Origin of the sequence: Acholeplasma laidlawii (genome assembly GCF_015709225.1) — a bacterium.
GTDB classification, from domain to species: domain Bacteria; phylum Bacillota_I; class Bacilli_A; order Acholeplasmatales; family Acholeplasmataceae; genus Acholeplasma; species Acholeplasma laidlawii_A.
The window spans coordinates 1-24,713 of sequence record NZ_JADNRS010000014.1; the positions used below are offsets into that span (position 1 = coordinate 1).

At 31.3% G+C, this 24,713-nt stretch carries 24 protein-coding genes, 1 other RNA gene, 1 pseudogene and 1 riboswitch; of the genes and pseudogenes, 5 read left to right on the plus strand and 21 right to left on the minus strand.

Annotated elements, in window-relative coordinates; genetic code table 11:
- Positions 1 to 594: 594 nt before the first annotated feature.
- From IY230_RS01220 to IY230_RS01230, 3 genes are all read right to left on the minus strand, one after another.
- A complete protein-coding gene (locus IY230_RS01220) occupies positions 595 to 1,338 on the minus strand; it encodes a DNA alkylation repair protein (RefSeq protein ID WP_196369530.1) in 744 nt (247 codons plus the stop codon).
- Between the two features lie 71 nt (positions 1,339 to 1,409).
- Complete coding sequence (locus IY230_RS06730; protein WP_196369531.1) at positions 1,410 to 1,643, minus strand: type II toxin-antitoxin system RelE/ParE family toxin; 234 nt, start codon at positions 1,641 to 1,643, stop codon at positions 1,410 to 1,412.
- 66 nt (positions 1,644 to 1,709) lie between these two features.
- Positions 1,710 to 1,976, minus strand: a complete 267-nt coding sequence (locus IY230_RS01230) for a type II toxin-antitoxin system prevent-host-death family antitoxin (protein WP_196369532.1) — start codon at positions 1,974 to 1,976, stop codon at positions 1,710 to 1,712.
- A 431-nt stretch (positions 1,977 to 2,407) separates the two neighbouring features.
- Here IY230_RS01230 and IY230_RS01235 point away from each other — a divergent pair, with 431 nt between their 5' ends.
- From IY230_RS01235 to IY230_RS01245, 3 genes are read left to right on the plus strand one after another with little or no spacing between them, the layout of a single operon-like run.
- Positions 2,408 to 3,616, plus strand: coding sequence for an ABC transporter permease (locus IY230_RS01235; RefSeq protein ID WP_196369533.1), 1,209 nt, complete (start codon positions 2,408 to 2,410; stop codon positions 3,614 to 3,616).
- Positions 3,609 to 4,298, plus strand: coding sequence for an ABC transporter ATP-binding protein (locus tag IY230_RS01240; protein WP_196369534.1), 690 nt, complete (start codon positions 3,609 to 3,611; stop codon positions 4,296 to 4,298). Before IY230_RS01235 ends, IY230_RS01240 begins: the two co-directional genes overlap by 8 nt.
- Positions 4,298 to 5,473 (plus strand): ABC transporter permease, encoded by a 1,176-nt coding sequence (locus IY230_RS01245; RefSeq protein WP_230852566.1) that lies wholly within the window; start codon positions 4,298 to 4,300, stop codon positions 5,471 to 5,473. Before IY230_RS01240 ends, IY230_RS01245 begins: the two co-directional genes overlap by 1 nt.
- A gap of 228 nt (positions 5,474 to 5,701) precedes the next feature.
- On the opposite strand, the gene IY230_RS01250 is transcribed toward IY230_RS01245, so the two are convergent.
- The 18 genes and pseudogenes from IY230_RS01250 to IY230_RS01335 all read right to left on the minus strand — a co-directional run bounded on the left by IY230_RS01250 (position 5,702) and on the right by IY230_RS01335 (position 23,374).
- Positions 5,702 to 6,253 (minus strand): GNAT family N-acetyltransferase, encoded by a 552-nt coding sequence (locus IY230_RS01250; protein ID WP_196369556.1) that lies wholly within the window; start codon positions 6,251 to 6,253, stop codon positions 5,702 to 5,704.
- 272 nt (positions 6,254 to 6,525) lie between these two features.
- Positions 6,526 to 7,236: pseudogene (locus IY230_RS01255) on the minus strand (SDR family NAD(P)-dependent oxidoreductase); the annotation flags it as partial.
- A gap of 53 nt (positions 7,237 to 7,289) precedes the next feature.
- Entirely contained in the window at positions 7,290 to 8,651 is a 1,362-nt protein-coding gene (locus tag IY230_RS01260; RefSeq protein ID WP_051457511.1) for an IS3 family transposase, read from the minus strand.
- 224 nt (positions 8,652 to 8,875) lie between these two features.
- The gene (locus tag IY230_RS01265; RefSeq protein ID WP_196369536.1) at positions 8,876 to 9,370 is read right to left on the minus strand and encodes a hypothetical protein; all 495 of its coding nucleotides are present in this window, start codon (positions 9,368 to 9,370) and stop codon (positions 8,876 to 8,878) included.
- A 362-nt stretch (positions 9,371 to 9,732) separates the two neighbouring features.
- Positions 9,733 to 10,087, minus strand: a transfer-messenger RNA (tmRNA) gene (gene ssrA, locus IY230_RS01270).
- A gap of 26 nt (positions 10,088 to 10,113) precedes the next feature.
- Positions 10,114 to 10,887 carry an ECF transporter S component gene (locus IY230_RS01275; protein WP_196369537.1) on the minus strand — a complete coding sequence of 258 codons (774 nt, stop codon included), beginning with the start codon at positions 10,885 to 10,887 and terminating at the stop codon, positions 10,114 to 10,116.
- A 120-nt stretch (positions 10,888 to 11,007) separates the two neighbouring features.
- On the minus strand, positions 11,008 to 11,514 hold the full coding sequence (locus IY230_RS01280) for a GNAT family N-acetyltransferase (protein ID WP_196369538.1): 507 nt from the start codon (positions 11,512 to 11,514) through the stop codon (positions 11,008 to 11,010).
- Between the two features lie 13 nt (positions 11,515 to 11,527).
- On the minus strand, positions 11,528 to 11,947 hold the full coding sequence (locus tag IY230_RS01285) for a putative immunity protein (RefSeq protein ID WP_196369539.1): 420 nt from the start codon (positions 11,945 to 11,947) through the stop codon (positions 11,528 to 11,530).
- A complete protein-coding gene (locus tag IY230_RS01290) occupies positions 11,944 to 13,074 on the minus strand; it encodes a M20 metallopeptidase family protein (protein WP_196369540.1) in 1,131 nt (376 codons plus the stop codon). The genes IY230_RS01285 and IY230_RS01290 overlap by 4 nt, the downstream gene beginning before the upstream one ends.
- Before the next feature lie 51 nt (positions 13,075 to 13,125).
- Positions 13,126 to 13,848: a 4-hydroxy-tetrahydrodipicolinate reductase gene (gene dapB, locus IY230_RS01295; protein WP_196369541.1), complete on the minus strand. Its 723-nt coding sequence runs from the start codon at positions 13,846 to 13,848 to the stop codon at positions 13,126 to 13,128.
- Positions 13,841 to 14,722 carry a 4-hydroxy-tetrahydrodipicolinate synthase gene (dapA, locus tag IY230_RS01300; protein WP_196369542.1) on the minus strand — a complete coding sequence of 294 codons (882 nt, stop codon included), beginning with the start codon at positions 14,720 to 14,722 and terminating at the stop codon, positions 13,841 to 13,843. Before dapA ends, dapB begins: the two co-directional genes overlap by 8 nt.
- On the minus strand, positions 14,719 to 15,705 hold the full coding sequence (locus tag IY230_RS01305) for an aspartate-semialdehyde dehydrogenase (protein ID WP_196369543.1): 987 nt from the start codon (positions 15,703 to 15,705) through the stop codon (positions 14,719 to 14,721). The genes dapA and IY230_RS01305 overlap by 4 nt, the downstream gene beginning before the upstream one ends.
- Before the next feature lie 16 nt (positions 15,706 to 15,721).
- Positions 15,722 to 16,924, minus strand: a complete 1,203-nt coding sequence (locus tag IY230_RS01310; protein WP_196369544.1) for an aspartate kinase — start codon at positions 16,922 to 16,924, stop codon at positions 15,722 to 15,724.
- A 1-nt stretch (position 16,925) separates the two neighbouring features.
- Positions 16,926 to 18,188: a diaminopimelate decarboxylase gene (gene lysA, locus IY230_RS01315; RefSeq protein WP_196369545.1), complete on the minus strand. Its 1,263-nt coding sequence runs from the start codon at positions 18,186 to 18,188 to the stop codon at positions 16,926 to 16,928.
- Positions 18,189 to 18,272: 84 nt separating this feature from the next.
- Positions 18,273 to 18,421, minus strand: a riboswitch (Lysine riboswitch).
- A 51-nt stretch (positions 18,422 to 18,472) separates the two neighbouring features.
- Positions 18,473 to 20,206 (minus strand): bifunctional metallophosphatase/5'-nucleotidase, encoded by a 1,734-nt coding sequence (locus IY230_RS01320; RefSeq protein WP_196369546.1) that lies wholly within the window; start codon positions 20,204 to 20,206, stop codon positions 18,473 to 18,475.
- A gap of 119 nt (positions 20,207 to 20,325) precedes the next feature.
- Entirely contained in the window at positions 20,326 to 21,312 is a 987-nt protein-coding gene (locus IY230_RS01325; RefSeq protein WP_196369547.1) for a sensor domain-containing diguanylate cyclase, read from the minus strand.
- A 309-nt stretch (positions 21,313 to 21,621) separates the two neighbouring features.
- Positions 21,622 to 22,599, minus strand: a complete 978-nt coding sequence (locus IY230_RS01330; RefSeq protein ID WP_196369548.1) for a GMP reductase — start codon at positions 22,597 to 22,599, stop codon at positions 21,622 to 21,624.
- 67 nt (positions 22,600 to 22,666) lie between these two features.
- Positions 22,667 to 23,374, minus strand: coding sequence for an acyl-ACP thioesterase domain-containing protein (locus IY230_RS01335; RefSeq protein ID WP_069580278.1), 708 nt, complete (start codon positions 23,372 to 23,374; stop codon positions 22,667 to 22,669).
- A gap of 106 nt (positions 23,375 to 23,480) precedes the next feature.
- Here IY230_RS01335 and IY230_RS01340 point away from each other — a divergent pair, with 106 nt between their 5' ends.
- On the plus strand, positions 23,481 to 23,855 hold the full coding sequence (locus tag IY230_RS01340; RefSeq protein WP_196369549.1) for a hypothetical protein: 375 nt from the start codon (positions 23,481 to 23,483) through the stop codon (positions 23,853 to 23,855).
- Positions 23,856 to 23,958: 103 nt separating this feature from the next.
- Complete coding sequence (locus tag IY230_RS01345; RefSeq protein WP_196369550.1) at positions 23,959 to 24,663, plus strand: hypothetical protein; 705 nt, start codon at positions 23,959 to 23,961, stop codon at positions 24,661 to 24,663.
- Positions 24,664 to 24,713: the final 50 nt, after the last annotated feature.

Below are 24,713 nucleotides of genomic sequence, written 5' to 3' on the forward strand. Positions count from 1 at the left end.
ATCAGAATTCCAGACAAACGGTGCATAGACTCCTCTTTCTAATTGTAAATCTCTTGTTATCTCTTTTGGAATTTTATCTCTTCGCAAAGCTTTTCATGATTTTCAGGATAATCACATGATGATATAATAAAAACACAAAAAATTAAAACTGTGACAGAAAGTATTTTTTTCATTTTAATACCTACCCTCTAATATTTTGAATTAGTCGTTATCTTGTTTAAATTTTATCACAACTGGTAGTAATTTCTATAACAAGCTTTTTAGTACCAATTTATTGAATATGTTCATATACACTTATTTATTTGGACAAACACAGGGTATAAAATAGACTTTTCGTATTTTTATTGACCTTTCGTGTTTTTACTAGGTATAAAAAGATAAAAGCCTACCAATCATATTCATTATATGATGCATAGAATGATATTTGAACAAGAAAAAAGGGATTATCTCCCTATTTTCATATTTTATAAAGTTGATACTTTTCTATCAACACTGTTGTGCTAATATGTGTTGGGATACTAATTTTAATACAAGATTAGCACCCTTAGTTTTTGGAGTATTATTAGAGGTTTAAATCTCGCTATATGCGATGTGCTATTCTTTGATCTTACGACTTCTTAATCCATGATTAATAATCCATTTTGTTGCATCAGTGAGTGCTTCTTTTTGCCACTCATCAATAACTTTGAATGCCAAATTTGGATCATGTTTGTATAAATCATTTAAATTATTACCAACACTTTTTTGGATGAACTTAGATTTATCATCTTTAAGGTTAGTAAGAATTTTCTCATAAATATTGAAATAATTCAAGGCAACCGTAGTTTTAAATGACCAAGGTAAAGCAATACGCACTGCCTCACTTGCTAGTCTTCTTACATGAACATTTACATCCTTACTCCATTTTAATAAAACATTCATTGTTTTTAAAGGATCTTTAACAAGTAAGTATCTTATTGCATATTCACCTGTCTGTCTTTTAGTGAAATCATATAAGAAGTCATATGTTGCTATTTCGTCTTTTAAACCGTGTTTTTCTATAAATCTACCCATTGGCCATAACCACCAACCTTCAGTGAACATTCCTGTTTCTTTCTTTAGTTCAGGCCCCCATATTTTTTTAAACGTTTCTAGATGTTTAAGATAATTACCAGACAAAGACATCTCAAGTGCGTTAACATACAGATCTTGTCTTTGCAAAAAACTTTCTTCTGCTAGATTGTTTTTTAAGTAATCCAAAAACAAATCAGTTCTAAACAAATGATCAGCACTTTTTAATTTTTCTGATAATTTTAAAGCAAATGTATAATCGTAATACTCAACAAGTTTTTTTGCCATAAATACTCCCCTTAATAAATATTAATCTTTTTGAGTTTTCCGATAAATCGAGATGTCCTTTACTACAAGAATCAGTGATACGATTGTTTAGAATGGAGAATACGATATACAATGACTTCTTTAGATACTTCATTAATCTTATAAAAAATAAGATGGCTCTCTACAACTAAAAATCTATACCCTTGTAAAACAAGCAGTCTGTACCTAGGTATCGACCCTCTATTGGGAAATTGTTTTAAAGATAAAATCGTTTTTTCAATTTTTGAAAGATAGTCAAGCGCTTGATCTTTGTCACCACTATCCAAAAAATAAACGAAGTAATATTACTTAATCATTTTGAGCACTCTATGTCATTTTTACTTGATACATGATCAACTTTTATTAAGCTGACTTTTAACGGTTTTAAAAGCCTCTTCAATTTCAATAACATCGCCTCTATTAACATCGCTTTCAGCTTCTGCAAGCATCTTAAGAAGCTCTAATTCTTCCATTTGTTGTTCATAAACCGTTTGATTAATGAGCACTGTATCATTTCTACCATTGACTGTGATATAGATCGGCTTTTGTTCATCTTTACCTTGTTTTGAAATTTCAGCATACTTATTTCTTAAGTCAGCCGAAGGTCTAATAATGTTCATATTAACCACGTCTCATATATGCATATCATATCATAATTTGATTATTACTGTAAAGTAAAAAGTTAGACACAAAATTTGTATCAAACCTTTTCTTATTATATGTGTGATGCTACCTATTTTAATACAAATTAGCACCTTACAAGATTTTTAGCACCCCTGTCAAAATACCTTTATAAAGCAATCAAAACTATCTTTCATATGGTTTGATTTAAAGAAATTCATAATTAAATTTAATGGTATAAACATGTAAAAATCAAACTTACATTAGGTAGTTAATGATCTATCCAATATAGAGTCATGTCTTATTTGATGAGACAGTAACTACAAAAATATAAAGTACCAAAAATAGTGTCACAAGTTTAGTTGAATAATCTATAACTAATGTGTTATAATGAGGTTGTTGTGACATCTACACATTTTGAGGTGGTTGAGTGCTTTCGATTAAAATCGCATTGCAGTTTTTATGGCGAAACTTTGCAAAAACATGCATAACATTACTTGCAGTTGCATTAGGATTCGCTATTTTTTACTTTATTCTAGATGTCAGTTCAGGATTAAAATATATGGTTCTTCATACCACAGCAGAAACCGATGGTCACATTCGAATTCAAACAAATCTTCCCTATGAATCATTTTCAGATCCAGATGCCATCGAACTTCGTGACGAATTGTTTTCACTTTCAAATGAAATCAGTGATGTCTCTTTTTCTTATCGTACATTAATTACTTATGAAACTTTTCAAGATAACATGACATTTGAGCTTAGAGGGTTTGATTTTAATTTTGGAGCAAAAATAAGTGATATTGTCCATCGAATTAACTTAAATCCTGCAAATAAAATACCTGAGAATATGACTGAACAATCCCCTTCATATGATGGTGAAATTGCAGTTGGATTTCACTTTATGGATATACGGAAATTCCTTCAGATTGGTGATATTATTACAGTAAGAAATCAATTAGATCAACCATTTAATCTAAAAATTGTCGCAATATTTGTGAGTGATCAATCTGCACTTTCAGGTAATGTCTTTTTTACAACACAAGAAACTGCACAATTGATTGATGGTGTTTCAATCTTCAATTTTATTGAAGTTAGAACCCATAATCCTGTAAATAGCCATCAAGTGACACCACTGTTGAAGGATTATAGTGAAGCCAATTTCACGAATTATATTATTAATGATTGGCAAGAAGGTAATCAAACAATCACTAATCTTCTCTATATCGAGGATATTTCCGTTCTTCTCATTCAAGTAATGACTGGACTTGCTATTTCATTTGGAGTTGGTAGTGTCATCATGTTCCAAGCCAAACAAAAAATCAATCAAATAGGAATACTTAAAGCATTAGGTGTAACCGATCGAGAATCACAATTAATCTTCTTTTATCAAGCATTATTAATAACGGTTATTGGACTTTTATTGGGTTTAATAATCGGAGTCTCACTTGGTGCCTTCTTTACAACCAATTTTAGACGAGCGAGTGGTTTACCGTTAGTTCCGCTACAAACAGAATTAATCAATTTCTATTCAATACTAACCATTTCAATCATGTTACCAGTCAATTTGATTGCATCACTGATTCCGATTCGTTTCGTTAAAAATTTAAAGATTATTGAGGTCATTAAACATGAGTAATGAATTAATCCGAATTGAACATGTTACTAAAACATATGGAACTAAAATTAAAACAGATGTCTTAAAGGACATCAATTTAACATTTGAAAAAGGTTCGTTTAATTGGATTATTGGTGCTTCCGGTTCCGGAAAGACGACACTACTTAATATTATTAGTGGTCTTGATACGGCAACTTCTGGCAAAGTTAAGATTGATGGTATTGAACTTTCAACACTAAATATTAAGGAAAGAGCACATTTTCGTTCTACGCATTTAGGTTTCATTTTCCAATTTCACTATTTACTTCCTGAGTTTACTGCTTTGCAAAACATATTAATGCCGTTAAGAATTCAGAAAAAGAAAATTGATCAGTCTGTTAAAGATCAAGCACTCGAATTGATGAATGAGGTTGGTATTTCACATGTTTCACATCATTATCCAAATCAGATGAGTGGTGGGGAACAACAGCGTACCGCAGTTGCAAGAGCAATCATCGGTCAACCTCTGCTCATTCTAGCTGATGAACCAACAGGAAACCTAGATAGTCATTCTGCTGAATCGGTATATCAATTACTTCGTAAACTTCATCAAACTTATAAAACAACATTCATTATTATTACTCACGATAAGATTACGCCAGAAAAAGGTGATCGTTTACTAACATTAAAAGATGGTACATTAATCAAGGATGTGATTTATTGATGTTATCAATTAAGATTGCTTGGCAATTTATCATTAAGTCACCACTACAAAACATCATAACAGTTATTACAATTATTATTGGTATTGGTATTCAGTTTTTCATATTATCAATCGGTGCAACATTAACGAATCTCATCTTAGAACATACAACTTCCTATAATGAACATATCTTAGTGACCACTCAAGAATACTCTAACATTCCACTGGAAGCTGATCAAACTTTAAAACAAAAAATACTTGATGAAGTTCCTGAGATAGAAATCTTTAATTACATGTTACAGATTGAGTCAGTATCAATCTCTACAGATACCATTCCACCAATGAAATTCACGGTGCGCGCAGTTGATGATGAGCGTGGGTATGATTTTTATGGATTAACCGAAGAAAAACACTTAACATCAGGTACATATCCATCATCACCTAATCAAATTCTTCTTACAAAACAATTTGCTGAACAATATATGATTCAACCACTCGATTGGATAACATTAACTTATGCTCCGACTGTATTCGAATCATACACAGTTTCATATCAGGTATCAGGAACTTTTGATTTAGGTTTGTTTCGTCAAACATTTGCATATTGTCTTGTTCCATTTGCCGATTTACCAACACCATATCAATCTTCATCAGTATATGCAGTGATGCAAGTTAACGATCCAAGAAATGCAGACATAGTCGCTGAAACAATCAAAACTTACTTTAATCCTGATCTTTATTTGGTAAAAACCTGGAAAGATTTGTCTCCGGAAATTTATATGCTTGATACTGCACAGGTCTTAGCCATATCATTTATACAAGTATTCTTATCGTTTGCTGTCTTTGTCGTTGTTGCTAGTATCCTAGGATTCTCTGTTCATCAAAAATCCAAACAATTAGGAATCTTAAAAGCAATGGGACTACAAGATACTAAAGTTTCATTTGTCTTCCTCCTACAATCATTAATCCTTGGTTTATTTGGAACTTTAGGTGGATTAATTGGTGGAACAATCTTTATAAAATTGTATCAAGACTTCATGCGTTATGACGATGGTACTCCAAGAGTAATTTTCCATTATGATTGGTACAATTACGTCATTTCAGGTTTAATTGTTGCAGCAACAGTTTTATTAGCTTCTCTTGTTTCCATTCAAAGAGCGAAGAAAATTACAATCATAGAACTTATAAAGACATAAAAAGCCTGATATTAATCAGACTTTTTTATTCATTTATTAATAATCTCAATCCTTTTCGAAAATGGATAGTATGACATGTGAATCTTGAATCATTGACATACACAAGATAGAATTTGAAACTATACTTGTTTAAACATTGATTTGATAAGGACTTGCTCATTCGCACCATTTAAATTAAATACTCTTCAGCTTTTTTAATTTTGATTTTGAATATGCTATTTCTAATGTTTACAACTTAATCCGCATAATACAGTGATTTTTTCCTTTGGTATCGATATATTCAAACCCAGCTCGCTCAAATATCTGTCTGGTTGAGTTATACAAGAATGAACTTGTATATGTTTTTCCTTGAGTATCTTGTGGATAACTTTCGACAATCCCTCCACCGTTTTGTTTGATTAAATCTAATGCGCCATTTAATGCAAGCGAAGAGATTCCTTGATTACGATAATCACGATCAACAAAAATACACGTTATTCGATAGTCAGGTAGAGGATTTTTAGCCTCCACTTCTTTTTTATGATAGATGTTTGGCAATTCAGCTGGTTGGCCATATTGACACCAACCTATGCATTCTTCATCATGAAAGACGAGAGCAGCGTGCGTACTATTATTTTCGACCAGTGATTTTTTGTAAATGCGATTAGCTTCATAGCTTCTTTCACGTTCTTTCGGCTTATCATGAAAACTAAGGCACCAACATCCTCCCCAAACACCATGATGCTTTATAATGAGTTTTTCATAAGCATCCCATGTTTCAGTATTCAATGGTTTTATCATGTACTGATTGGAATCTACTTTTATCACTAGATATTCACTAACCTTTCGTTATAAATTAGGTATTACAAATATATTGATTTATCAATAATCATTATAATAAATCTATTCCATCATTTGTTGTATGTGTTTTTAACACACTTTACTTTTTTTGTCAAACAAAAAACACCTATCGATGTGTGATCTTTCGCACTTTATCAACAAGTGTTTTTGACTAATGACGATGAAATATAAGTACTTTTTCTATGATGATTATTTTAAAATTGTTTTTATAACTAGGATAACATTTTCGCTATCATTTTTGCTGTCTTCCGAGGAGAAATACGACTGTAAAAGTCCATGAACTTGGAATCACTTCCAACACAGACTCGTACTTTATTCTTCTCCAAAGCATCAATGATAAACGATGCTGCTTTGGTTGGAGATAGCATTTTTGGAGTTTTCTTCATTGGTTTCTTTAAAAGCATCGTTGCATCTGCATCAGAGTTTTTGGTGATGTTAGTCTCGGTTGCTCCTGGAAATACCGTTGTTACACGAACAGATGTACCGAGCAATTCCGAATTCAACCCTTCACTTAATAGTTTTAACGCAGTTTTTGAAGCACCATAGATTGTTTGCCCAGGAACAGGAACAAGTGCACCCATACTAGATACATTTGTTATGTGTGCTTCAGGACGTTCTAGCAAGATAGGTAGAAATGCTTTAATCATGAATAGAGGTCCAAAAAAATTCACATTCATGACTTGATTAATCTTAGGAATTGTAAGTTCCTTTACATGAATAAACGGCTGAATAATACCAGCATTGTTAATGATACCATCAACTTGTTGATGTTTAGCTATAACATCCTTTGGTAATTGATCGACCTCTTCATTGTTAGTAAGATCAAGTTTGTGGAGTGAGAGTCGGTCTTTCGCATCAAGCGCTAACTCCAATGTTTGCTTAAGCGTATCCTCATTGATATCAACTGCAGCAACTTTAGCCCCATGTGCTTTAGTTTTCTTTTCTTGGAGAAGATTCTAATGAACCCTCATATTTATTATATATTATTTAAAGAGCGATTTCTATAATCAATTGGATTCGTTTTTAATTTTAGAACGATTCTAGTGTTGTTATAGTATTCAATGTATTCATCAATACCTTTAATTAATTCATCAGCTGAATTAAATTCATCTTCATGTCCATACCACATTTCATCTTTGATTCTGCCAAAAAAGTTTTCGGTCGGACTATTATCTAAACAGTTTCCTTTTCTACTCATGGATTGAATCATCCCTAATTCAATTAGTCTCTCTTGATATCTCGAATTTTGATATTGTATGCCTTGATCTGATTGGATCATCATACCCTCAATTTGATTCCCATGCTTTTGCTTCAATTGAGTCAGCATATGCATCACTTTATCGACCTTGGCATCTTTGGCTGCTACATAAGACAGAACTTCTCTGGTATTAAAATCAATAACTGGAGATAAATAAACTGCTGCGTTTTTAACTCTAAACATTGTAATGTCTGTACCTGCCTTTTCAAAGGGTCTTGTTGTTATAAATGTTTGTTTCATATGATTAGGCTTTACATATCCTTTATCCCCTTCATATGATGAGTATTTACGCCATTTCTTGCTTCTAAACTTAAGATATCCTTTGGCTCTCATAATCTCTAAAACTTTATTGTTTCCTATCTTATATCCTAAATTCTTTAATTCAATGTAAATCGCGTTGTAATGCTGTCTTTTTTTATGCTTCTTTAAATATAACTCATCAATTTTATCTTCAATTTCTTGATACTTATTTACCTTGTTTTTAATGACTGATAGATTGTAATAATAAACCGATGGTGCCATCTTTATAAGGTCTAGAAGGTGCTCTAATTTATGTTTCTTCCTTAACCCTGCAACAATTAAAACTTTATCCTTATTTGTTGCCCCTTCTAACTTTTGGGTTAAGGACTGAGATTTTTTTAAGTATTCTATCTCTGCACGTAGTCGCTCGTTTTCTTCCTTTAATTTTTTATCTACGATATTTCTTGCTCGCTCATCTTTTAATACATAATTCTTTCTTGGATAGGTATCTTGTACGCCTGCTTCACCTTTATTTTTATAGTTCTTAATCCAGTCTTGTAAAATGGTAGGATCTGTTAATCCAAAATCAAGCGCGACACTTCTGATTGATTCATTACCTTCAAGCACTCTTTTTATCGCCAATAGTTTGGTATCTCGATAGTATATCTTGCCTTCTCGATTCAAAAATACCTCTGAACCGAATTTTTTGTACAAATTGACATTGTACTTAATATTACTGACATCGTAATTATCATATGCTTGTGATATATGTGATAGTGATTTACCTTTCAGTAAATGTTCCTCTACCATTTTTAATTTCATTTCCTGCGTGATTCTCATAAAAAAAGTTCCCCTATCTTTAGATTGGTTATATTCATTATAACCTTTCTCCAAGATTTGGAAACTATTTCATGTTAATATGTGTGGTGCTACCTATTTTAATACAAATTAGCACCCCATGAACTTTTTTAGCACCCTTGACAGCTATTTTAGCACCCTATATGAATGGCTTAACAAAGGTATTTTTTATTTAATAACTGTAGTGGTTACCTAATGCAGTCTTGTTAGTATCCACGATAAATATAGATTAATGTGTTTGATTCTTCAAAATAAATCATAATAGTAAGACTTTGTATATAGTATGTATATTCTTCATCCCAATTAGGAGCAAATTCACTCGGAATTTCCTTCTGTTCCACTAGATGATTCACATAACTTGCTTCAATTTCTGGTAATTTACCTTCAGCAAAATTTAAAGTACCACTGAATGTTTCTCGATAATGCTTTTCTCCTTCTGGACTAGTCCAGTAATGTTGACCACCATAACTATACTCACTTGTAAAAAAATCTTCATCTACTTCTTTAAATGAAAAAACGGTGTACTGAGACCCATGTCCTTGTGCACCAAATGAAGTATCTATATAACTATAAAGTATTTCAGCTTCAGCAGGCATTTTTACACCACTAAAATATTCTATTCTAGATATCGTTTCATTTTGATTTGTGCAACCCGATAATAATGTAATGAATAAAAATAGTATGAAAATTTTCTTATACATTGATATTAATCCCCCTCTATTCAAACTCCTTTCTTATATACTAACATAAGTAGGATTCTTAATCTTTGTGTCTACTGTTCTATATTAACAGCAAAAACGATCATATCGTTATTAATGAAATTATTTTACCATATAAGCTGTCGATTCAATATTTATTTATTCCTTTATCGTGTAAATGGTTGGTAATCGTGTAAATTGTAATGAAATCGTGTGACTGATTGAATATGATTTTCGTAAACATGTAGTAAAAGTCCTTTTTTTGACAATGCAATTACTATCTTAAATTTGAAAATAGGGAATTCCTCCCTATCTTTATGAAAAAAAGGTCTAATACTTATCGTATCAGACCAATGCTTGTATAATGGTGGAACCGATGGGAGTCGAACCCATGTACGAGACTTTTCTTCTATTATAATCTACATGTTTAGTCAATTTAATAGTTTAATACCGCTTAGTAAATTAACAAAATTAGCAAGTACGAGGCTAGTTTCGAATTTTCATGCTATACACCTAGACATATGTATAACCATAACATGCTTTACTGAGGCAAGTCTAAAGTCACATGTAAACTATTAGAGTGCCAAGCAATTTGTCTTAATTAAGCAAATGCTAAAGTTTGTGTTTGGTTTCCGGTTATTATAACCTCGTGTTTTTAAGCGCACTACCGCTACATGCATATAATAGATTCCAGGCCCCGGCAAATCCATAAACGGCCCCATTCCATATATATTTTACCTTTTTTATTAAAACTTAGCAAGTTTTTGTTGAACTATGGGAACTCTTTGTAGACCAAGAAATACCGGAGTACCAATAAGTGCTGCAAAGATTGCTTCTGTAAATCCATTAAATGTCACAATAAGCATTAAAGCATCAAAGACTGACATATTCGGAAATTGCGTTAATATTGCTTCTCTTCCTAAAGTAGCGAGCATGATTAACACTAAAGCCGTATGAATTAAAGTCCCTAAAATAAATATAGATGGCACAATCAATGTTTTAAATCCATGCTTAATGAACATATAAGTATAAATACCTACAAATATGACAATCACAGACCACGCAATGACATGTATCCAAACTTGATCTAAATAACTAAAGTTAATAAAAGCACTATAATATATTAAAAAGAAAGTCACAAGTAAGGTAAATCCAATGACAAGTTGACTACCAAATTTTGTTTCTTTTAATATAACAAATAGTTTAAACAAATAGTGTACAGCAAAAGCAAATAATACTCTTGGTGGCACACTCACCAAAGGGTTAATAAATGCTACATTTAAACCAATAGGTGTCATGGCTGCTTGTATCAAACTTGTTAACCCAAAAGCTAGTCCTGTAAGCCAAAAATATTTAGTCGGCAATAAAATTGCAGCTAGTAAGACAGGTATATGTACAATTGTCACAGGGTTACCTGGAATGATACTAATATATCCTATTTGAGGTACCATCCCCAATAAAAAAATTAGTGCAACAAAAATAGAAGTTAACACTAATTCGAATGTTTGATTTTTTCTCATATAATTTTCTCCTTTTTAGGCCACTTTGGGTCCCATAAGTTAAAAATATTATACCACACGTAAAATATTTACTACAAGTAAATAACCTGAGTATATTAAATATGTAAAAAGTTTGTAGATTTAAAAATCTAACCTCATTAAATTGTTGTCAAAGTACTCATTATCTATTTTAGTTGATCGTTTATCTACAGCATATGTGTAGAATCCAAACTTTTCATAAAGTCCGATTGCTTTATGATTATTAGATAATACTTCAAGGTAAATTGTTTCAGTAATACCGGTAGACTTCGCATAATCTATAAGTGTTTTTATTAACATAGAACCAACACCTTGATTCCAATAAGCTTTTAAAACAGATATACCAATACTAGACTTATGTTTCGTTCTATCTTTTGTATGAAGTTGTATGTGAGCAGTAGCTATAATTTTTAAATTATCTTTTACAATATACATTTTTTTAAAAGGTGTCTTACTAAAAGAATCTATTACTTTCATCTCTTCTTCTATACTTAAACCAACACCTTCTGAACCAAATAATAAGAAGTCGGTTTCACTTCCAACTTCTTTTAGGTAATTTAACATATCTTTAGCATCTTCTCTTTGAACCAACTCTACCTTAAATGTCATTTCATTTCCTCATTTATTCTAATAGTGAAATTTGTCTTAATCTTTCACTTACAACTTGATTAGCATCTTTTGTTTGAAATTGTATCATTTTTATCAAATAATCACAACATTTAAGTGCATGTGTTTTTACATGTATTGTAGACACCATATGTGCAAGCGCTCTAATGTAGAACTGTTTGTCATTTTCGAGTGTTTTAGCTAGTTTATGTAACTTAAAAGCATACGCCCTAGCAGCTAATACATTTTGCAGACCTAAAAGTGATTCATTAATTAGTGAAAGTACTTCCTTATTATTTAAATCAAATTCAAGCCTAAAATGAGGTTGCATAACATTCTTTAGCCATAGTAAAATAGATTCTTTAGTATGAAAATTAAATCTCTTTATAAAATCATCATAAACATTGAGTTTGTATTGATTAAATGACGATTTCATACTTTGAATAGTCCAAGTGCTTTACTTACTTCAATATAATAGTTTAGGCCATTCATTAATATCTTTTCATCAAAATTAAACCTCTCATTATGAAGGGGATAGATATATCCTTTTTTTGTATTTCTAGAACCTATAAAAGTAAACATACCTGGGATATGTTTTTGGTAAAAGGCAAAGTCTTCAGAAAAAGTATAAGGCTTGATATGAACAATAGCATCTTTATCAATCATATTTTTTACAATATTATATAGATGATGATCATTATTGACCGGTGGATACAAATCGATGAACTTTCCCTTAACTTCTACACCATATTGAATTTCTACCGCTTTTGCAGTATCTAACATCTTTTCCTTCAATATATCAAAGGTTACTTTATTAAATGATCTCATAGTACCAGAAATATGTGCATGATTAGCGATAACGTTCTTAGCATCACCACCATGAATCATACCAGTAGATATAACAGCTGGTTCTATTGGATCAATAAATTTTGATATGATTTGGCTAAATCCTACAACAAGTCCAGATGCAGCTAATACAGCATCCTTTCCTTGTTGTGGTTGTGCACCATGTGACGCATATCCATGAACTGTAAAGTCAAACTCTGCATTACCTGCAAGCATTGGACCGCTAATGATACCAAACTTTCCTTCATCCAAACCCGGAAATATATGTAGACCAAAAATAGATTTCACATGATAATCTTTGAGCACACCTTCATTAATCATTACTTTAGCGCCACCAGGACCTTCTTCTGCGGGTTGAAATATAAAGACAATTGATTGATTAAGCATCTCTAGTTTAGATACATACTCCGCAAAGCCAAGCAACATTGATGTATGTCCATCATGCGCACAGGCATGCATTCTACCATCAAACCTAGATTTAAATTCAATATTTAAATCTTCCTTAATAGGTAGAGCATCCATATCGGCTCTAAACCCAACTGCATCTTTGTTGATTCCTTCTTTAACAGCAACTAAACCTGTCTTAGCATAAGTTTTCGGTTCATAGCCAAACGATTCCAATTTTTCTTTAACATAGGCATATGTTAATTCCAAATCAAAACCAAGTTCTGGAATGTGGTGTAAATCTCTACGATATTTTAACATTTTTTCTATCATACATACACTTCCTTACTATATTTTTTTACCTAGATTCATTTAAAACGAATGTTAAACACCCAGCAAATCATCCATCCCAAATAATCCAAACTCTTTATCTTTGATGAATTTTGCGGCTTTAATGGCACCATCTGCAAAAACACTCTTATCATGCGCAATATGTGTAAATTCTAAAGTCTCACTTAAATTAGAAAAAATCACAGTATGCTCTCCAACATAATTCCCTAATCGAAGACTATGTACATGAACCCCTTTTTCATTTGAATCACCATGAATAAGCTTTCTTTTTTCATTTAAAGCACCATTGACTGCATCATAGAGTTTAAATGCCGTACCACTTGGACTATCTTTTTTATAACGGTGATGCTTATCGATCATTTCTATATCATAATTACTATCTATTTGACTACTTACTATTTTTAGTGCCTTAGTTAGTAAGTGAATACCAATAGAATAGTTGGCAGAATAAAAGATAGGTATATATTGACTATATGATTTTATCAACATAAAATCATCTTCACTATACCCTGTGGTTGCAAGTACTAGAGATTTATTGTGTTTTTTTGCATAATCTAGAATCCTTGGTAACACGGTAGGTGTTGAAAAATCAATTAATACATCAAAATTATCTAAGTCATCAAAATTGTCTACTACGCCTTCACCCTTATAACGGTCATAGCCACCAGTATAGGTAATTGATTCATCTAATAAAATTTGTTTTTTTAAAACCTGGCCCATTTTGCCAAGTACACCGCTAATTGCTATTTTAATCATTGTCCACCAACTTATAATCTCTTAAAACTTTTAATAATGCACGATTATGTTTTGCACCAAGTTTCGTTAATGGTAACCTTGGTTTACCTACTTCATATCCTAAATGTTCTAGAGATCTTTTAACTGGTATTGGATTAGATTCAATAAACATCATATCATGAAGTTTATTGAATTTTAAAAATGCTTCTTTATTATCGATACCTGCTCTAAAGTTTTGAATGAGTAATGAAGTGGATAATGGAATAATATTTGCAGTAACAGATATGACACCATGACCTCCTAAACTTAAAACATCATATACTTGATCATCATTCCCACTTAGGACAATAAAATCTTCCGGTGTTTGATCAATAACGGATTTGACTTGTTCTAAGTTACCACTTGCTTCTTTAATACCTATAATATTTTTGACTTTACTTAAGCGTTTGACTGTATCTACTTCTAAGTTTACACCCGTTCTAGATGGTACATTATAAAGCATGATTGGTAAGTTAATTGATTTAGCTACAGCCTTATAGTGGGCTAATAACCCATTTTGAGTTGGTTTATTGTAGTACGGTGTAACAATTAATAAAGCATCAGCACCTAATCTTTGTGCAGTTCTTGAAAAAGATATCGTTTGTTTTGTATCATTACTACCTGTGCCCACCATGATGGGTATACGTTTATTAACGTAATTGACTACAAATGAAATAATTTCTTTTTTCTCACTCAAAGTAAGTGTTGGTGTTTCAGCAGTAGTCCCTAATATCACTAAAAAATCTGTTTCATTTTCAATATGGAAATCTAATAAATTTTGTAGTACTGGGTAGTTAATTTTAGACCCCTTAAATGGAGTAACTAGTGCAACCCCTGAACCTGTAAAATTTTTCATTTTATAAACTCCTTGTAAATATACTCACCTATTTGTACTGCATTAAGTGCAGCACCTTTTCTAACATTATCCGCCACTGTCCATAACAGTACCTTATTTGGATAATTTAAGTCTTTTCTAATACGACCGATGTGGACTAAATTTGAGCCACTAGCATCTAAAGGTGTTGGATAATCATTTGATGGATATAACTTAATTTCATCCATATTTGCATAGGCTGATTTAAGTTTATCAAGGTCAATGATTTCTTTTGTAGTAGCTTTAATTTGGACACTGTGTCCTACTTTTACTGGGACTCTCACTGTTGTTGCAGTTATATTTATCTTTGAAGCTAATATTTTTTGGGTTTCTAAAATCATCTTCATTTCTTCTTTAGTATAACCATTATCAAGAAATTGATCTATTTGAGGTATAACATTATTATATATTGGTTTTGGATAAAAATTATGTTCTAAGCCTTGTGATGTTCTATCTAAATCCTCTATACCGTTAACGCCCGAACCACTGACTGCTTGATAGGTTGTATAATCAACATCCACTAATTTAAATAACTGATGTACTGTATGAAGCGCTACAACACTTTGAATTGTAGAGCAATTTGGATTCGCTACAATATAGTCACTAGCTTTTAGTACGTGCTTATTGACCTCAGGTACAACAAGTGGAATATGTTCTATCATGCGATGTGCAGAGGAATTATCTACAACATATATTTTATTAGAACTTGCGATTTTAGCGTATTTTAATGCAAGTTCACTTTCTATTGCAAAAAACACGATATTTAATGGATCATTAAAACTATCTTCATTCAGTTCTTTGATGACAATTGTTCGACCCTTAAATAAGACTTCCTTACCTTTTGATCGACTTGATGCATACACAAAAAGTGTATCTACAGGTAACGATGATTGTTCCAGTATTTCTAGTATGGTTTGACCAACCAAACCTGTAATACCTACAATACCTACATTGATTTTTTTCATAGATTCCACCTTATGATTAAACATTGAAGTGTTTGGCTAATACTTCAACCACTTTACTCTTATACTTTTTATCAAATGTATAAGAAATAGATATTTCAGATGTTGTAACTAACTTCACTTCTAAATCATTTTCTGCAAATAACTCAAATACTTCTGCAGCAATACCAGATTGAGTGCGCATCGCACTACCCACAATAGATACCTTTACGACCTCATTTACTTTTAATACTTGAATGGTTGGGTTTTTAGCTTCAAATTTATCAAGCACTTCATTTACTGCATCTAAATCATCAGCATGTGCCGTAAAAGCAATATTAATGGTACCACCCACACTTGGATTTTGGTTAATGACGTCAATATTAACTTCATTTAATGCTAAATCCTTAAACAGTTCTGCAGTAATTTTAGTTGAATAAGGTATACGGCGAATTGAAACCATAACTACTTTATCTGTAACAGCAATGCCGGTAATTTTTTTATCTTCCATGTTTTGTTTGTACTCCTTAATGTAAGTCCCTTCTAAAGGGTTTTTAAGTGATGTGACATAGACTGTTACACCATAGTTTTGAGCAATATCGATACTTCTAGGTTCCATGATATTCGCGCCTAAAAATGCCATTTCTTTCATTTCTTCGTAATCGATTTGAGTTAGTTTTTGAGCATCCGGATATAACCTTGGATCAACACCATAAATACCTGAGACATCCGTATATATTTCACAAATTGCACCCAGTTTTGCTGCTAAAGCAATTGCTGTTGTATCTGATCCACCACGACCTAAGGTAGTGACTTCACCTGCTTCATTAAAACCTTGAAAACCCGCCACAATAACAATATTACCCGATTGAATATGCGCTTCAATACGTCTTGTGTCAATACTTGATATCTTATTCTTAGTATGTGTACCCTTGGTTAAAATCCCTGCTTTTTCTCCAGTTAAAGCAATCGATTTATATCCCATATCATTTAGCATAATAGAAAGTAATGCAATAGAGACGACCTCACCAGTTGATATAAGTAAATCAACATCACGTTTATTGGGATATTTCGTTATATCTTTAGCCATTTTAATTAAACTATTTGTAGTTTTTCCCATGGCTGATAATACAACAACGAGTTCATTATAAGTGTTTTTCTTTTCAATGATAGTTTGAGCAACTTCTCTCATCAAATCTAAATTTTGAACACTAGAACCACCAAACTTCAAAACTGCTCTCATATTAAACTAATGCCTCATCATGGCTTAAAAGATCCATGAAACTTTCTTTCCTTACAACTACTTTAGATTGACCATCTTTTACAAATACAACCATTGGAATTGTTAGCCTGTTGTAATGAGAAGCCATGGAATAATGATATGCACCTGTTGTTCTTACAACAAGTAGATCATTTGGTTTAGCTTCTGGAAGTAAAATATCTTCAATAATAATATCTCCACTTTCACATGCTTTACCTGCCACAGTGTATGCTATATCATGAACCATATCTTCCTTACCTACAATAAATGCATCATATTTAGCTTGATAAAGTGCAGTACGCATATGATCATTCATAGCACCATCAATAAATAAGTATTTCTTTTTATTGATGGTTTCTTTAATTTGATTTATTGTATAAAGGGTATATCCTGCTTCAGCAACAATACTTCTACCTGGTTCAATATATACATGTGGTACAGTAATTTCTAAACTGTTTGCAGTTTGGTAAACAGTGTCTAACAGTTCAGGAAGTACTTTATTTAAGTCTAATCTGATATTTGACTTAATGTATTTCACACCAAATCCACCACCTAAATTGACTGCTTGTAAGTCGATTTGGTAAAGGTCTTTAATTTCTTTATAAAATTTTAGAATAGTAATTGCGTGATCATAAAATGAATGTTCTTCAAGAATCTGGGAACCAATATGAGAGTGAGTGCCTAAAAAGTTTATATTTGGATTATCATAAAATAACTTAATTGTCTCTTTAGTTCTAGGATCTAATATCGACATACCAAACTTAGAATCTAGTGTTGATGTTTTAATATATTTATGTGTATGTGCATCAATACCAGGATTGACTCTTAGCATGACATTGACTTTATATTTATCATTAACAATCTCGTTTAAAATACTTGCTTCATAATCATTATCAACTATGATTGTACCTACTCTAAAATTGAGAGCCATAAGCAGCTCATCTTTAGTTTTATTGTTACCGTGCAGCACTATTTTTTCAACCGGAAAACCGGCTTTAAGTGCTGTATATAACTCACCTTGAGATACACAGTCTAAATGTAGTCCTTCGCTCATAACAAGTTGTGCCATAGCAATCGTTAAAAATGCTTTAGAAGCATAGATAACATTACTTGATACTTTAGGATGTCTAAACTTGCTTATGAAAACTTTACATTGATGACGAATCGCTGCTTCATCATAAATATAGAGTGGTGTTTGATACTTACTTTTTAAATCTTCGAAACTGATATTTTGAATTGTTGTCATACTAATTTTTCCTTTCAATTAAAAATAAAAATCACATAGCAAAAGCTAGTGATTTAATAAATTAACTAAAACTTCTGCCTATTCCCTTAATAATGCGCAATTCTTTATAACTTTAGGCGAGTTATAAGAAACAGTTGTAAATTTATTCAATTTACACCCAGCAAATGTTTATGCTTCGGCGAATGACACCTTTCCGTGATGTACTATTTGTATTCGCAGCCTCATTATTCGAGATTGATTTAATTTTGTCTACATTATAACATGTAAATTAAATATATGTTGAATTATATATGGATTTGTGAAGAATATGTAATTAAGTGAGCAAACAAACTTATATTTTGATTAAACATAATAGGCAGTGTAGTAGACCATGTTTCATATACTTCACTTTGATTCTCTACAGTTTCTACAAATAGATCAAGTACAGTAACATCAGTAAATTCAGTAAATTCAGCTGGTTTATCCCGTAAGAACCATTTAGCACCAAATATATAGTCATTTAACGCTAATTTATAGATACTTTTCATTTGGATATTATTCTTAGATAAACCCGCTCTAAAATATGCATTTTCACTACCGATTGCATTTAATAGTTCTTCACCTGTTACATCAATTAATACAACTGTGTTATCAAATGGTGATATGGCATGAAGTTTTGCATAACTTAAACTTTCACCGTTACGAATGGTATCTCTTGTGCCACCTGCATTATGAAGCCCAACATCTGCACCAAACTTTGTTTGCATAAGTTTTCCAATATAATTTGATAAAAGACCTTTATCTATACTTTCACTAGAGACCATAATAGGATCATATAGACCTGAAATTTCATTATAGAAGTTATCAATTTTAGATTTAATGCTTGATTGTTCAACATTCAGTCTTTCTTCAGTAAACTGTGTTAAGTTTTCTTGAGTAAAGTTATAAACGCCTTGTTTTGAGTCATAATTTAGTGTAACGTGTCCTACATGTGATCCATTAGCACCAGATTGCATTACAGGTACGTTATTAATGGTTCTTGTATAGTATCTATGGGTATGTCCATTAAGGATAGCATCTACTTTGTAATCACCCTTAAGATTAGCAATCGAGTTATTAAATCCATCATCATCGGCATGATTAATTGCTATTACAATATCAGCATCATCTTCTGTACGTGCCTTATGGGAAAAATACATGACACGCTCCACAGGATCTATGAATTTGTAGTCTTTAATTCTTGCGTATGCAATAGAAGATTCTAATCCATAACCCACTGTACCAATCACAGCAACCTTAACACCTGATTTTTCTATGATTGTGTAAGGTTCAAAACCATCTACCATCTCATTTGATGATTTTTCATAAACGTTTGCGCCCAGTAATGGGAAATTAGCCTGTAAATTACTTTGTCCATTAAAGTATTGTGTTAATACATCAACACCCCAATCAAATTCATGGTTACCAGCTACAAATGCATCTAACTCCATGTCATTTAATAGTTCTATTGTTGATGCACCATCATACCAATTACTAATTAACTGGCCTTGTAAAATATCTCCACCTGCTAAAAATAAGGTCGAATCGGGATTGTTATTTTTTTCATCCATAATTAGATTACCGATGCGGCTTAACCCTATTTGTTCTTCATTATTCAAAACCGCACCATGAAAATCATTAATATAATAAATGTTTAAATCTAAATTTATAATTGTTGATGTTAGAACTACACGTACATCCACTGTAATCGTTTTATGATATTGCTCATAGTTAAGTTCAAAGTCAACTTGATATTCACCTTCAACTTCATAATTAACTAAACTATCATCGTAGCTCACAAATTGAATAAAAGTAATGTTATTAATGTCTTTAGCTGTTACATATTCTAAATAAATTGGTCGTTCTTCACCAATAACATATTCAATATCATCAGCCACTTCAAAAATAATTGTATCCTCACCTGGTGAATCTCCAAGTGTTTGGCAACTAATTAATATAAGTACTAAACTTAATACAATGAAACTCATCAATTTCTTCATAGACGTCTACTTTCTTTATAAATATCATAAGCATATTATTATAACACTGAATTGGCGTATTTTAAAGCGTAAAAAAAAGATGCGAACTCACCTTATTCGCATCTTTTCCTTGTATTTTATTAATTATTCAGGTTATTTGCTTTGACCATACGTTTGATACGGTACATTTCTGTATCTGCTTGTCTTAATAAATCATTGAGTGTCATCCCATGGAGTGGATACTCTGATAACCCAATAGATGCGTTTAAATTAAACACCTTGTTATCTAAATATATTTGACTTTCAATAGCATCGATAATTCTATCAATTTTATGTTCCAGTGTATGAGATTTATCGTCTAAATTTAAAATAACAACAAACTCATCTCCCGCATAGCGTGTTACAAAATCTTCTTCATGTACTGTTTTTAGTAATCTTTTAGCAAGTTGATACAACACCTCATCACCAACAGTGTGTCCATAGTTATCATTGATATCCTTAAAATTATCAAGATCTATACACATAAGTGTAAACCGTTTATTATCAGTAATTTTAGTGTCGATTATTTTAGTTAAGTATCTTCTATTAGGTAAAGTAGTTAAATCATCATAATACGCATAATCGGTCAGTTTTTCATTCATTTGATGCAAATTAGAGATATCAGTAAATGTAATAATAGCATGTTTTTGATCTACATAATTAATGACGGATATTGAAATAAGTGTTCTTATAATGCTACCATCTGATTTCACTACACTATATTCCATATTATGATATGGATTATTCGACGCCATCATCTGTTTAAATTCTGTTAAATGACAGATTTCTTTAAATATTTTAAGTTCACAAACCTGACTTCCAAGTAACTCTTCAATTCTATAACCTAAAAAATCAGAAAATCGGGTATTTACATCGACTACTTTCTTATTTTCATCAAGCATCAGCATTGAAACCGGTGAATGATGAAACCCACTATTAATTTTCTTTATTTCACCTCGAGCCCGATTATAGATTAAATTAGATACAATAAATGTTAAAAGTATCTGTAATAAGAAGGTAAAGATTACAGTGATTGTTTGACTGTCTTTAAGTTCACTATAAGAATTATTATCTCTAAATATGAACAATATGTGTAGCACTCTAAATGAATATAGTACTATGTAAAGTATCGTTGTAAAGTTTAGTAAAGGGTTTTACCCTCAATATCATCTCTTCTTAAATTTATAGTAATAGATGATCTCGCATAAATATAGATTAATGAGATATATAAGATGAGTACTTGTAAGTCTAATCTTTCATCTATGTATAAAAAATAATTAAATTAAAAACCATACTATCTCCCCTAGATGATTTCGTTAACTATATTATATCAATATTATAAAAAAGTGCATAAAAAAGCAGTTTTGATTAAAAACTGCTTCATTACCGTTTTTTAGTTAAATCCAATCTCCATTAAAAATAGAGTTTTTAACAATTACATAGTCAACTTTTGTAATTGCTTCAATATCTTTACCACCTGCATAAGATATAGATGACTGTAAATCTTCAGTCATTTCTTTTAAGGTATCTTCTATTTTACCTTTGTAAGAAATTAAGATACGCTTACCTTCAACATTGGTCTTTTCACCCTTTTGATATTCTGATGCTGAACCAAAATATTCTTTAAGTATTTTTCCATCTTCTTCAATTGTTTGTCCAGGTGATTCTTCATGTCCTGCAAATAAAAAACCGATCATAATCATAGATGCACCAAATCTGATAGATTTAGCAATATCACCATGCGTACGAATTCCACCATCTGCGATCATTGGTTTTCTAGCTACTTTACTGCAGCGAGAAAGTGCTGCTAATTGCCATCCACCTGTACCAAAACCCGTTTTAATTTTAGTGATACAAACCTTACCAGGACCAACCCCTACTTTTGTAGCATCAGCGCCAGCATTTTCGAGTTCTCTTACTGCTTCAGGCGTTGCAACATTACCCGCAATTAAAAATGATGTAGGTAAATGTTTTTTAATGTGTATAATCATGTCAATAACTAATTGACTATGACCATGTGCTATATCAATTGTAATATAGTCAGGAACTAAATTAAGTCTTGATAGTTCTTCAACAAAATCATATTCTTGTGGTTTCACACCAACAGAAATCGATGTATACAAGTTAAGTTCCTTCATCTTTTTCATAAAAGGAATACGTGATGCTTCATCAAATCTATGCATGATATAAAAATAATCATGACTTGCTAACCAGATTGCTAACTTTTCATCAATAATGGTTGCCATGTTTGCTGGAACTACTGGAAGTTTAAATCTTCTGGGTCCAAATTGAACAGATGTATCACATTCACTTCTAGATTTTACAATACTTTTAGAAGGAATAAGTTGAATATCTTCGTAGTCAAAAACTTTCATAAATACGCTCCTTAAATTTTATTGCCATCTCATATTATCATATTTATATGGCAAAAGCTAAATTTAGTTATTTAAATTCAATTACTGAATAAAGTGTTTGTGACTCATCAAAAAACTGTACCAAGAACCCTTCTTCGGTTTGATATAGTTTTAAAACCATTTTTTGAAATAATTGAAAATCCTTTTTATACTCACAAATTAAAGTGCTAAATTGAAAATCCATAGGAAGCATGTTATATGCAAAATCAACGTATACTGCATTATTTAGATGTTGATAGTAATCTAGATGGGATGGCAATACAACTTGATTAAAGGACTTTACAAAGACTAATTTTCTATTCAGACTAATCTTTCTGCCCATATAAGTCATATCATGTTTTTTTCTATTACCTAGTGTTCTAAGTACTTCATTACTTAGTCTATGTGGTGCCTTACTCTCTAGATGTATAAATGATCCTAAGCAATAAGATTCTACTAATAAGTTACCCATAAGATCATGTATTAAGGTATTACGATATCCTAAAAATTGTTTTGTTTCATAAGGATATGTGGTAAGTTCTAACATATCTTTATACTTTGGCCAATATTTAATATGTACATAACGAAAATTTAAGACAATTGCAAAATTTTGTTCTCTACTTTCTTTTGCAAGTGCACTTAATGATTCAATATGTGCACCTTCCACATCTTGAATCATATCAATAAGATCTGTGATTCTTACCCTATTGTTATAACCAATTTCAGATGCCTGTATGATTCTAGTTTCTTTATACATATGTATTCATCCTCTTCTATCTATTTTGATTCTTTAATTCATAATCAATATACTAATTATATGATACAATAATTATAGTATAAATTTAGAATTAAATGGTGGAATTATGAAACTTTTACTTAAACTTATCTTGAATCGCTTTATGATTACAATATTAATTATATTTATTTTTGCTTTAGACTATAAATTCGTAAGGTTAAACCCAATGGAACTTTATACAGTTAAACGACCGCCTGAGACTTCTGTAGCTGATAGTTATTACATTATAGAATTTGGTGAGACTGATATTTTTATTGAAATAACTTACTTAGATGGTCAAATTCATTTAGTACCTAAAAGTGAATTATCTAGTCCTTTAACTGAAGAAGATAAACCTTTAATCGCTTGGTATTACTACGCTTTAGGTCTTGCTCTAGCAAATACCATTCCATTTGGATGGTTTACTAAATCAAAAAAGGTGTCTAAAAAGCATAAAAAATAGTTTAAATAAAGTGTCTTATGCATTTATGACACTTTTTTTTGTATTTTTTTATAAAATAGTATCATATAGATGTATAAAAATACATTAAAGGAGGATTTATAGTATGAAGGCATTATTAATAGCCTTAAAAGGGTTTGCCGTTTCAATTGGTGGTTTGATCGTAGTCATATTTGCAGTCTTTTGGCATGCAGACATTCTGAATATTATAAAAAATATCGGAACTTTTAACTTAGTTACATTCGGTGTTTATCTTGGTATCATGATTTTAATGTTTGCAGTCATATGGGCACAATCAAAGTCTAACGCTTTATTATCACATGGTATTTTATTCTTTTTATTTGCATCATCTCTTAGTGGATTTTTAGGTGATTTATTCAGTAATAACCCATCAGATGCATTTAATGGGAATCAAATTGTAAGTGTACTTATTATGTTGTATACTTTAGGTGTAGTTGTTGCATATTTACTTTATGATAGACCAAAACCTGCAAAGGTTAATGAACTCATTTCACTACCAATGATTATCTTCTTTGCAGCATATTATGTTGTATTTGGATTTAGTTCAACACTTATGGTGTTCTTAATCGTTCTTGCTGCATTTTTATTGGGTTCTGGTACAGTAGGTATTGCATATGCCATGTATGCAATCACTAACTCCATTTTCTTTAGATTGAATGTCATCTTTACATCATTTTCAAATAATATAGATCAATCTGTTAATGTTTGGTTTACAACGTTGTTATTAATTGCAGCATTTGTATTCCTTACTATGAGTGTAGTTAAGAAGATACAAGCAAACGAAGCATAAAAAAGGTCCATTATTAAAGAAAACCATCACTTTTAAAAGTGATGGTTTTT

Bases quoted from the DNA above. Each gene is read 5' to 3' on its own strand.
- IY230_RS01240 (WP_196369534.1), top strand. From the start codon at position 3,609: ATGAGTAATGAATTAATCCGAATTGAACATGTTACTAAAACATATGGA.
- IY230_RS01280 (WP_196369538.1), bottom strand. From the start codon at position 11,514: ATGACATTTAAGGTAGAGTTGGTTCAAAGAGAAGATGCTAAAGATATG.
- IY230_RS01275 (WP_196369537.1), bottom strand. From the start codon at position 10,887: ATGAGAAAAAATCAAACATTCGAATTAGTGTTAACTTCTATTTTTGTT.
- IY230_RS01260 (WP_051457511.1), bottom strand. From the start codon at position 8,651: ATGAGAATCACGCAGGAAATGAAATTAAAAATGGTAGAGGAACATTTA.
- IY230_RS01230 (WP_196369532.1), bottom strand. From the start codon at position 1,976: ATGAACATTATTAGACCTTCGGCTGACTTAAGAAATAAGTATGCTGAA.
- IY230_RS01310 (WP_196369544.1), bottom strand. From the start codon at position 16,924: ATGAGAGCAGTTTTGAAGTTTGGTGGTTCTAGTGTTCAAAATTTAGAT.
- IY230_RS01335 (WP_069580278.1), bottom strand. From the start codon at position 23,374: ATGTATAAAGAAACTAGAATCATACAGGCATCTGAAATTGGTTATAAC.
- lysA (WP_196369545.1), bottom strand. From the start codon at position 18,188: ATGACAACAATTCAAAATATCAGTTTCGAAGATTTAAAAAGTAAGTAT.
- IY230_RS01250 (WP_196369556.1), bottom strand. From the start codon at position 6,253: ATGATAAAACCATTGAATACTGAAACATGGGATGCTTATGAAAAACTC.
- dapA (WP_196369542.1), bottom strand. From the start codon at position 14,722: ATGAAAAATTTTACAGGTTCAGGGGTTGCACTAGTTACTCCATTTAAG.
- IY230_RS01265 (WP_196369536.1), bottom strand. From the start codon at position 9,370: ATGTATAAGAAAATTTTCATACTATTTTTATTCATTACATTATTATCG.
- IY230_RS01340 (WP_196369549.1), top strand. From the start codon at position 23,481: ATGAAACTTTTACTTAAACTTATCTTGAATCGCTTTATGATTACAATA.
- IY230_RS01245 (WP_230852566.1), top strand. From the start codon at position 4,298: ATGTTATCAATTAAGATTGCTTGGCAATTTATCATTAAGTCACCACTA.
- IY230_RS01330 (WP_196369548.1), bottom strand. From the start codon at position 22,599: ATGAAAGTTTTTGACTACGAAGATATTCAACTTATTCCTTCTAAAAGT.
- IY230_RS01290 (WP_196369540.1), bottom strand. From the start codon at position 13,074: ATGATAGAAAAAATGTTAAAATATCGTAGAGATTTACACCACATTCCA.
- IY230_RS01285 (WP_196369539.1), bottom strand. From the start codon at position 11,947: ATGAAATCGTCATTTAATCAATACAAACTCAATGTTTATGATGATTTT.
- IY230_RS01220 (WP_196369530.1), bottom strand. From the start codon at position 1,338: ATGGCAAAAAAACTTGTTGAGTATTACGATTATACATTTGCTTTAAAA.
- IY230_RS01305 (WP_196369543.1), bottom strand. From the start codon at position 15,705: ATGAAAAAAATCAATGTAGGTATTGTAGGTATTACAGGTTTGGTTGGT.
- IY230_RS01320 (WP_196369546.1), bottom strand. From the start codon at position 20,206: ATGAAGAAATTGATGAGTTTCATTGTATTAAGTTTAGTACTTATATTA.
- IY230_RS01345 (WP_196369550.1), top strand. From the start codon at position 23,959: ATGAAGGCATTATTAATAGCCTTAAAAGGGTTTGCCGTTTCAATTGGT.
- dapB (WP_196369541.1), bottom strand. From the start codon at position 13,848: ATGATTAAAATAGCAATTAGCGGTGTACTTGGCAAAATGGGCCAGGTT.